Annotated in this window: 7 protein-coding genes and 2 pseudogenes; 5 read left to right on the top strand and 4 right to left on the bottom strand. The window is 63.3% G+C overall.

The features are described from left to right. Positions 1-106: 106 nt before the first annotated feature. Entirely contained in the window at positions 107-250 is a 144-nt protein-coding gene (locus tag EOA60_RS37500) for a hypothetical protein (RefSeq protein ID WP_082954112.1), read from the bottom strand. Between the two features lie 173 nt (positions 251-423). Between EOA60_RS37500 and EOA60_RS11370 the strand changes: the two genes are divergently transcribed. Continuing rightward, complete coding sequence (locus tag EOA60_RS11370; RefSeq protein ID WP_095824749.1) at positions 424-1,503, top strand: substrate-binding domain-containing protein; 1,080 nt, start codon at positions 424-426, stop codon at positions 1,501-1,503. Positions 1,504-1,512: 9 nt separating this feature from the next. Here the strand turns inward: EOA60_RS11370 and opgC are convergent, their stop codons facing one another. Continuing rightward, positions 1,513-2,685: an OpgC domain-containing protein gene (gene opgC / locus EOA60_RS11365; RefSeq protein WP_067330202.1), complete on the bottom strand. Its 1,173-nt coding sequence runs from the start codon at positions 2,683-2,685 to the stop codon at positions 1,513-1,515. A gap of 203 nt (positions 2,686-2,888) precedes the next feature. Here opgC and EOA60_RS11360 point away from each other — a divergent pair, with 203 nt between their 5' ends. Next, positions 2,889-3,551 carry an alpha/beta hydrolase gene (locus EOA60_RS11360; protein WP_095824750.1) on the top strand — a complete coding sequence of 221 codons (663 nt, stop codon included), beginning with the start codon at positions 2,889-2,891 and terminating at the stop codon, positions 3,549-3,551. Positions 3,552-3,576: 25 nt separating this feature from the next. On the opposite strand, the pseudogene sthA reads toward EOA60_RS11360, so the two are convergent. Then, positions 3,577-4,964 (bottom strand): annotated as a pseudogene (gene sthA / locus EOA60_RS11355) (Si-specific NAD(P)(+) transhydrogenase). 200 nt (positions 4,965-5,164) lie between these two features. On the opposite strand from sthA, the gene EOA60_RS11350 reads away from it, so the two are divergent. From EOA60_RS11350 to EOA60_RS11340, 3 genes are all read left to right on the top strand, one after another. Beyond that, the gene (locus tag EOA60_RS11350) at positions 5,165-5,635 is read left to right on the top strand and encodes an RDD family protein (protein ID WP_095824751.1); all 471 of its coding nucleotides are present in this window, start codon (positions 5,165-5,167) and stop codon (positions 5,633-5,635) included. Between the two features lie 140 nt (positions 5,636-5,775). Continuing rightward, positions 5,776-6,540, top strand: coding sequence for an arginyltransferase (locus tag EOA60_RS11345; protein ID WP_095815147.1), 765 nt, complete (start codon positions 5,776-5,778; stop codon positions 6,538-6,540). A 120-nt stretch (positions 6,541-6,660) separates the two neighbouring features. Continuing rightward, positions 6,661-7,557 (top strand): DMT family transporter, encoded by an 897-nt coding sequence (locus tag EOA60_RS11340; RefSeq protein ID WP_095824752.1) that lies wholly within the window; start codon positions 6,661-6,663, stop codon positions 7,555-7,557. Here EOA60_RS11340 and EOA60_RS11335 read toward each other — a convergent pair. After that, positions 7,545-7,750 (bottom strand): annotated as a pseudogene (locus EOA60_RS11335) (AI-2E family transporter); the annotation flags it as partial. The gene EOA60_RS11340 and the pseudogene EOA60_RS11335 sit on opposite strands and share 13 nt — an antisense overlap.

Here is a 7,750-nt window from a genome sequence, read left to right as displayed (position 1 = left end):
CCCCAGTAGTTGCGATAGATGTCCTCGAAGAGATGGCTGATGGGATGCATGACTTACTTCCTTGAATTGAATCGATCCAATAGACCGACGCGAAAAAGACGGCTGCTCAGGCGCGCTTGCGCTCCACGATGAAGCGGGGCTGACGCTTCCACGGGCCTGTCTTGCCGCGGCGCCGCTCACTCTGCTCGGCTGAAGCAATGCCCCAATCGTTGCGGTAGACGTCCTCGAACAAAAAGTTGACCGGATGCACGGCACCCTCCTTCTCGAATCTTGCTTCATGTCAAGAGACTTGGATCGATTCAATCATAACCCCTGCACCGCCGTAGTCAAGCGAAAATTTGAATCGATCCAATAAAAGTAGTAAGTGGACCGTCAGACTTTCCGCGTCCATGTTCGACATGCGACCGGATTCGGAGAACAGACATGGCATCACTTATCGAAGGCCAGGCACGCCCCATCCGGCTGGCGGATATTGCCAAGGCGGCGGGCGTCTCGCATGGGACGGCCTCCAATGTCTTCAGTCGCCCGGAGGTCGTGCGCGCCGAGGTGCGCGAGCGGGTCAGGGCGGTGGCGGAGGCGATGGGTTACGCCGGGCCTGATCCGAAAGGCCGCCTGCTGCGCGCCGGCAAGGTCAATGCCATCGGCGTCGGCACGACCGAGCCCCTTTCCTACTTCTTCGAGGATCCCTTCGCCCGCGTCATGATGGCGGGCATTTCCGAGGCCTGCGACGCCACCGGCGCCGGGATCGCATTGGTTTCGGCGGCCAACCAGGAGAAGCTCGCCTGGAACATCCAGAGCGCGCTGGTCGACGGTTTCATCCTGTTCTGCATCGAAGGTGGCTCGCGTCTCGTCGAGCTGACGCGCGAACGCAGGCTGCCCTTCGTGGCGTTGGAGCTCGGCTTTCACGACGAGACGATCTCGGCGATCGGCGTCGACAACATCGCCGGCGGACGGCTCGCCGCGCGGCATCTTGCCGAACTCGGACATCGCCGTTTCGCCGTGCTGTCGCTTACTCTCGGTGATGACCGCACCGGCTTCGTCACACCCGAAATGGTCCACTCGGCCGTCTACACGGGAACGCGCGACCGTCTGGCCGGCTATTTCGAGGAACTGTCCGGCTTCGGTGTCGACACGAAGAGCATCCCGGTCTTCGAGACCGAGAACGAGCAAAGGAGCACCTGGGCGGGGCTCGAAGCGATCTTTGCCGGCGGCGAGCGGCCGACCGCCATCCTGGCAATGTCGGACAGGATGGCCATGATCGCCATCGACTGGCTGACTGCGCGCGGTCTGAAAGTGCCGGAAGACGTTTCCGTTGTCGGCTTCGACGGCGTGCCCGACGGCGCGCTCTGCGACCCGCCGCTGACCACCATCGCGCAGCCGATCACCGAGATCGGCCGGCGGGCCGCGCGCATGATCCTCGACTATGACGGCGCCGTGCGGCGCGAGACGATGGGCGTTGAGCTCGTCGTTAGGGCCTCGACGGGCCCTGCTCCCATATCCTAGAATCACATCTCAATATCCGCCGACCCGCGCCGGCATGGGCGGCGCAGCGAACCCGGTGCGCGCCGGCTCCGCACGCGCCGGTTTGATGCGGGTCGGGCCGAGACCGGCGAGCCATTCGAGATAGAGCGCCAGTGCGAACTGCATGGCGATGCCGGCAGCGATCAGCAACGTGTCATAGGCGAGGCCGCCCGGATTGATCAGCTTGAGCACCTGAGCGGCCATGGCAATCAGCGTGCCGGCAACGAAGACGGGCAGCGAACGCTTGCCGAGGATCGCCAGCGGATTGTCGGGCTTGGCGCGGAAAAGGTTCGATACGGCCGGCAGGGCGACTACCAGATAGCTGACGGCCAAGATATGCAGCAGCCGCGGCAGCGACAGGAAGGTCTTGTCGAAGCCGCCGATCACCACCGGCAGATTGAACCAGGTGATCTGCCCCCAGAGTGGGCTGTGCACCCAGATCGCCGCGCCCACCACATAGACGCCGGCGAAACCCACCAGCCACCGGTTTACGGGGATGGTGCCGCCGCGCTTGATATGCAGCATGGCGGCAAGGCCGATGTTGAACAGAAACTGCCAGGACAGCGGGTTCAAGAACCAGAGACCCGGCTCGGGATAATTCGGCGGAGCGATCTGCCAGATGCCGGCGACCAGCCACAGCAGCCCGGATACCGTCAGTGCCGCCACGGGCCTGTAGCTAACGAACAGAACGAAGGCCGGCGCCGCCAGAAGCAGCGCCGCATAGACCGGCAGGATGTTGTTGTAGCCGAGCTGATGGCCGAGGGTGACGATGCCGAAAAGCACCTCCGGCGTGTCCTTCATCAGCGGCTCGATGTTGATCATCTTCAACAGCTCCGGGCGGTGGGCGAACACGGCCGTGGCGGAAAACAGGGCGATCACCAGCATGGTGATGACGATGTGGGTGACGTAGAGCACGCCGGCGCGCCGCCACATCTTGAGGGTCGCCAGCAGCCTGCCCCCCGGCTTGAACTTGGTGCCATAGGCGAGCGCCACCGAGATGCCGGAGATCAAAACGAAGGCCTCTGCCGCATCGGAAAAGCCGAGGTTCTTGTAGGTCAGATTTTCGAAGACGGTACCCGGCACGTGGTCGACGAAAATGGTGAGCAAGGCGAGCGCGCGCAGCACATCGATACGCGTATCGCGTTGAGAAACAGGGATGGTCATCGACAAAAGGCCTCAGAGCTGGTGTTTCATGTCCAGCAATGCGACCCCCGACGCACCGCTTCGATTCCTCCCGTTCGGGAGTGTATCGGCGCAGAAACGGCCCGAAATGCGCCAGGTTCAATCAACTTTCGCGGAGCTTGAAAACATTCCGTTTTGAAGCCGGCAAATCAGCGAAATCACCGTAGAATCAAAAGGATCTGATCATGTCCGAACATGACAGCAAAAACAGCGAGCTGCAGCATGATCTGCCCTTTTCCTATCGTCTGATCAGACCGGAAAATGCGAGCGGCGGATGCCTTTTCGTGCTGCATGGATCGGGCGTGGACGAAACGACACTTTTGCCGCTGGCGAGGCAGATCGCGCCGCGCGCGGTGGTTGTCGCAGCACGCGGCCGCATCCGCCAGGAGGACGGTTTTCGCTGGTTCGAGCGAATCACGCCGATCAGCTTCGAGCAGTCGAGCATCCGCGCGGAGACGGCCGCTTTCGCCCAATTCGCAGTGGAAGCCGCACGGCTCCACCAGCTTGATCTCACCCGCGCGACCTTCCTGGGTTACTCAAACGGCGCCAATCTGGTTTCCACGCTGATGCTGCTTCATCCGGGCCTGGTCAGGCAGGCGGCGCTGCTCAGGGCGATGCCGGTGCTCGACGATGCGCCGGCGACGAACCTTGCCGGAACGCGGGTGCTGATCATCGCCGGCGCGGCCGACCAGACCTACGGCCCGTTCGCGCCAGCCTTGGTGACGCTCTTCAGCCAGCGCCGTGCCGAGGTCGATGCGCGCATCGTCGCCTCCGGCCATGAGTTCGGCGAAGCGGATGCCGCGATCGCCCGGCAGTGGCTTGCCGCGACCTCGACGCCGGCCGCCTGACTAGACATAGACGCTGCTGCCAAGGCTAGCCCTGCCCCATACGGTTCCAGGCATCCAGCCCGGCGATCTTGTAGGCTTCGGCCAGCGTCGGATAGTTGAAGGTGTTGTTGACGAAGAAGTCAACCGTGCCGCCGAGATTGATCACCGCCTGGCCGATATGGATGAGCTCGGTCGCACCCTCGCCGACGATATGGGCGCCGAGCAGGCGGCGCGTGTCGACCGAGAACAGGAGTTTCAGGAAACCTGAGTTGACGCCCATGATGTGGCCGCGCGAGGTTTCCCGGAAGCGCGCCACGCCGACCTCATAGGCGATCCCGCTCTCGCGCACCTGCTCCTCGGACTGGCCGACGGTGGAGATTTCCGGCACGGCGTAGATGCCGTAAGGAAACGTTTCCGGCGGCGGCGGCAGCGCCACGCCGAAGGCATGGCAGGCAGCCACCCTGCCCTGCTCCATCGAGGTCGAGGCCAGACTCGGAAAGCCGATGACGTCGCCGGTGGCATAGATATTGGGCGCGCTGGTCTGAAATGTCTGGGGATCGACCTTGATGCGGCCGCGGCTGTCGGCCTCGATGCCGACCATGTCGAGCCCGAGGCTGCCAAGATTGCCGCTGCGGCCTGCAGCGTAAAGCACGATTTCGGAGCGGATGGTGCGGCCGTCGGCAAGGGTCACTTCGGCATGATCGGGCTTGGAGGCGATTTCTTTTACCGTGCTGCCGAGGCGAATGGTCATGCCGCGGTCGCGCATCTGATGGATGAAGTCGTCGACGATTTCGCGATCGACGAAATCGAGGATGGTGTTGCGCGGCTCGACCAGCGTCACCGGCACGTCGAGCGCCGAAAAGATGGTCGCGTATTCGACGCCGATGACGCCGGCGCCGATGACGGTCAGCGTTCGCGGCAACCGGTTAAGTTCCAGCATCTCGTCGCTGTCGAAGACGCGTGTCTTGTCGAACGGCACGTCGCGCGGGCGGTGCGGCCTGGTGCCGACCGCGATCAGCGCATTGGCGAAACCGATCTCGCTGTAGTCGCCATTGTCGGTGGTCAGGCTGACCTTGTTGGCGCCGATGAACTTGGCCGTGGCCCGCGCGCTTTTGACCGCGTTGCGCATGAACTGATGCTGCAGCACCTCGACTTCGTGATCGAGCGTCTTGTGCAGGCGCTCGACGAGGTCGCTGACCGAAATATCCTGCTTGACCCGGTAGCCGCGCCCGTAGAAGCCGCGCTCGCGCCAGCCGGAGAGATTGAGCACGGTTTCGCGCAGCGTCTTGGATGGAATGGTGCCGGTGTGCACGGAGACGCCGCCGAGACGCCGGCCTCTATCGACGACCAAAACCGACTTGCCGAGCTTGGCCGACTGCACCGCGGCGCGGCGCCCGGAGGGCCGCTGCCGATGACCAACATGTCGTAATCCATATTCCCCATCCCCTCGGCGTCTTTTTGCGCCGCAGCAGGCTAACGCGATCCGCGCCTGGAATTCAATCGCCGCAGCGCCGCTCGCCACAGCCTGCCGCGCCGGCGTCACGAGCAGTCCATCTTGATTCCGCCATCGGCTTTCACCATTTCAGAGGCGAATGGCCGAGACTTATTTCCGGCCTGTTGCGAGGGCATGACACATGAACACGCGCGTGCTGGACGGCGAGATTATCACCACAAGGCTCGAGGATACACGCGCCTACCGCGGCGTGCGCACCAGGCGCGTCTTCGCCTTCATCCTCGACTATTTCTTCGTGGCGCTGCTCACCATCCCCTTCGCCATATTGGTCGCCCTACTCGGGCTTTTGACCTTCGGCCTGGGCTGGGCCCTGTTCTCCGTCCTGCTTCCGGCGGTTGCCATCCTCTATATCTGGAACACGCTGGGCAGCCGCGACCAGGCCACAGCCGGCATGAAGATCATGGGCATCCGGCTTGAGAGGCTCGACGGCACGCGCATCGACGGCCTGACCGCCGTCGTGCATTCGGTGCTGTTCTGGGCCGGCAACGTCACCCTGACGCCGCTGGTGCTGCTGGTCACGCTGTTTTCCGATCGCAAGCGCACGCTGCACGACCTGCTTCTCGGCACCGTCGTCACCCGCACCGATAGCTGACGCTATGTGCGGCCGCCCTCGCCGCGCCGGTTGTGCTAGATTATGAACAGCTTGGGCCGGCCGAGACAGCACAATCCTGTTGAATTTTTCGCCGGCCGGGCCAAAGGTAGGGCGATTCGCAGGAGCGTGTCCAAGAATCGATGACGCAGCATCCGACCCAGTCGCCGCAGTTCTTCCTGACCGCGCCGTCCCCGTGCCCCTATCTGGAGGGCCAGTTCGAGCGCAAGGTGTTCACGCACCTTGTCGGCGACAAGGCGCCCGAGATGAACGATCTGCTCACTCAAGGCGGCTTCCGGCGTTCCCAGAACATCGCCTACCGACCGGCCTGCGAATCCTGCCGCGCCTGCGTTTCGGTGCGCATCCTGGCGCAGGAGTTCACCGCCAGCCGCAACATGCGCCGTGTCACCCAGCGCAATGCCGACCTCATCGGCGCCATGCACGACGCGCAGCCTTCCACCGAGCAATATTCGCTGTTTCGCGCCTATCTCGACGCGCGCCATCGCCGCGGCGGGATGTCCGACATGACAGTGCTCGACTATGCGATGATGGTCGAGGACACGCATGTCGACACCAAGATCATCGAATACCGGCGCCGCGGCCCCGACACCTTCATCACCGGCAAGGGCCAGGGTGAATTGATTGCGGTGGCGCTGACCGACAAGATGGCCGACGGCCTGTCGATGGTCTATTCCTACTTCAATCCCGATTTCGAGGACCGCTCGCTCGGCACCTTCATGATCCTCGATCACATCGCCCGCGCCAAGGCGATGGGACTGCCCCACGTCTATCTCGGCTACTGGGTCAACGGCTCGCGCAAGATGAGCTATAAGATGCGTTTCATGCCGCAGGAGCATCTCGGTCCGAAAGGCTGGGAACGCTACGACCACGAAGCGGTCATTCGCTGACGTTTTTCCAAAGCCCGTTCTTAAACTGTTTCAAGGGGCAGGAAGCTGGTGTTTCCGCCACTCGCTGGAAGAGTGCGCCATCGATCCAGCCGCCGCCTGCAAATCATTGCGAGACCAATCATGTCTTCCCACCACGACCATCAGAAAGGCCTGCTGATCACCGCGATCGGCGGCCTGGTGCTCACCTTCGACATTCCCCTGATCCGGCTCGCGGATGGCAGCCCGTGGACCATCATGGCGCTGCGGACCGGGACAACGCTCGTCGCCACCCTGTTGATTTGGGTCGTCTGGCGAGCGGTGCGCGGCAACGTGCCGAAGCTCATCCCCGGCTGGTCGGGCCTGGCGGCGGCGATCTGCTACGGCCTGACTTCGATCACCTTCGTCACCGCCGTCTATCATACCTCGACCGCCGACCTCGTCTTCATCCTGGCCTTCAACACCGTCTTCGCGGCGCTGCTCTCCTGGCTGTTCCTCAGAGAACGACCGCGGCTGAGCACCGTGATCGCAATGCTGGCGATGATCGTCGGCGTGCTGATCATCGTCGGCGGTTCGGTCGGCACCGGAAAACTGTTCGGCGATTTCATGGCGCTCTGCTCGGCCTTCTTCGTCGCACTCGCCATCACCATCTCGCGCGCCAGCGGCAAGGACATGGGCTTCACCGCGCTGGTCGGCGTCGTCTTTCCGCTGGCGCTCGCCGCATTCATGGTCTCGGGTGAAGGACTGCACGTCAACGCGCCGTGGTGGATCATCTTCAACGGCGCGGTGATCATGCCGATCTCGTTCTTCTGTCTCGCCGCCGGCCCGAAATATATTTCAGGGCCGGAGGTGGCGATGTTTTACGTTCTGGAGACGGTGCTCGCGCCTGTCTGGGTCTGGCTGGTCTTTGCCGAGGCTCCGACACGAAACAGCCTGATCGGCGGCGCGATCCTGATCGTGGCGCTGGTAGCCCACTCGCTCTGGCAATTGCACGAAGGCCGCAGGCGCCGGGCGGCGCTCGCCGTCGCCTACCCGGCCTGAATTTTCCTGGTCTCAGGCGCCGTCTCGATCCGTGGCGGCCCGTTCCCTTCTTCAGCGGCAGGTGGAAGCTCATCCATCAGCTCGACCTCGCGCAGCCATTCGCGCCAGATGGCGACGAGCAGCGCCATCAGTACAGGGCCTATGAAGAGGCCGAGGAAGCCCATCGTCTTGACGCCGCCGATCAGGCCGAAAA

The sequence above is a fragment of the Mesorhizobium sp. M1A.F.Ca.IN.020.06.1.1 genome, from assembly GCF_004023265.1.
GTDB lineage: Bacteria > Pseudomonadota > Alphaproteobacteria > Rhizobiales > Rhizobiaceae > Mesorhizobium.
Note: the sequence above shows the minus strand (reverse complement) of the source record. Positions and strands in the feature narration are given on the sequence as shown.

Excerpts from the sequence above, each read along its gene's own strand:
- EOA60_RS11345 (WP_095815147.1), top strand. The coding sequence starts at position 5,776 with ATGACGCAGCATCCGACCCAGTCGCCGCAGTTCTTCCTGACCGCGCCG.
- EOA60_RS11370 (WP_095824749.1), top strand. The coding sequence starts at position 424 with ATGGCATCACTTATCGAAGGCCAGGCACGCCCCATCCGGCTGGCGGAT.
- opgC (WP_067330202.1), bottom strand. The coding sequence starts at position 2,685 with ATGACCATCCCTGTTTCTCAACGCGATACGCGTATCGATGTGCTGCGC.
- EOA60_RS11360 (WP_095824750.1), top strand. The coding sequence starts at position 2,889 with ATGTCCGAACATGACAGCAAAAACAGCGAGCTGCAGCATGATCTGCCC.
- EOA60_RS11350 (WP_095824751.1), top strand. The coding sequence starts at position 5,165 with ATGAACACGCGCGTGCTGGACGGCGAGATTATCACCACAAGGCTCGAG.
- EOA60_RS11340 (WP_095824752.1), top strand. The coding sequence starts at position 6,661 with ATGTCTTCCCACCACGACCATCAGAAAGGCCTGCTGATCACCGCGATC.